This window comes from Granulicatella sp. 20925_1_45 (assembly GCF_041433555.1).
Taxonomy (GTDB): Bacteria; Bacillota; Bacilli; order Lactobacillales; family Aerococcaceae; genus Granulicatella.
Genome location: NZ_JAPWBR010000041.1, coordinates 1 through 950 on the forward strand (window position 1 = coordinate 1; position 950 = coordinate 950).

Genomic DNA, 950 nt, shown 5'->3' on the forward strand with positions numbered 1-950 from the left:
ATAGTAAAAAGAGGGAAGAAAATTTATTATCCTCCAGAAATAAAACAAGAAATGATTGATAAAGTCTTACATAAAGGTTTGAGTATAGAAAGAGTTTCTCTTGAATACGGTCTTCCGGGTCCTGCGATGCTTTATAACTGGCTCGCACAATACAAGAAAAATGAGTATACTATTGTTGAGAAAACAAGAGGGAGACTACTTAATATGGGCCGTAAGCCAAAGAAAAAATCAGAAGAGATGACAGAACAAGAACGCCTTCAGGCTGAAAATGAGTATTTAAGAGCGGAGAATGCCATTCTAAAAAAGTTGAGAGAACTCCGCTTGAAGGAGGAAAAAGAGAAAGAAGAAAGACACAGATTGTCAGAGAGTTAGTGCCAGAGTTTCCTTTAGATATTCTTCTAAAGATTATTAAACTTGCTCGTTCAACTTACTACTATCACTTAAAGCAGCTAAACCTAGAAGATAAGAATCAGGCCGTAAAAAACGAAATAGAAACTATTTATAACGAGCATAAAGGAAATTATGGCTATCGTCGTATTACTCTTGAGCTTAGAAACCGTGGTTTCATCGTAAACCATAAAAAGGTACAACGCCTGATGAAAATGTTAGGTCTAAAGGCTCGTATTCGCAGAAAACGTAAGTACTCTTCTTATCATGGAACCGTTGGAAAGAGAGTTGGAAACATTATTCAACGTCAATTTGAAGCTGAAAAACCGATGGAAAAGTGCTATACAGACATTACGGAATTTTCTATCCCAACAAGTAACCAAAAACTATATTTATCACCAATTTTAGATGGTTATAACAGCGAAATTATAGCTTATTCCCTTTCGTCTTCACCAAATTTAGACCAATTAAAAGATATGTTAAAACAAGCTTTTAGAGATGAACAATATGAGAGTACTATTCTCCACAGTGATCAGGGATGGCAATACCAGCATGAGTTTTAT

At 35.3% G+C, this 950-nt stretch carries 1 pseudogene; it reads left to right on the top strand.

The window, feature by feature from the left end:
* A pseudogene (locus O3798_RS08725) lies at positions 1 to 950 on the top strand (IS3 family transposase); the annotation flags it as partial.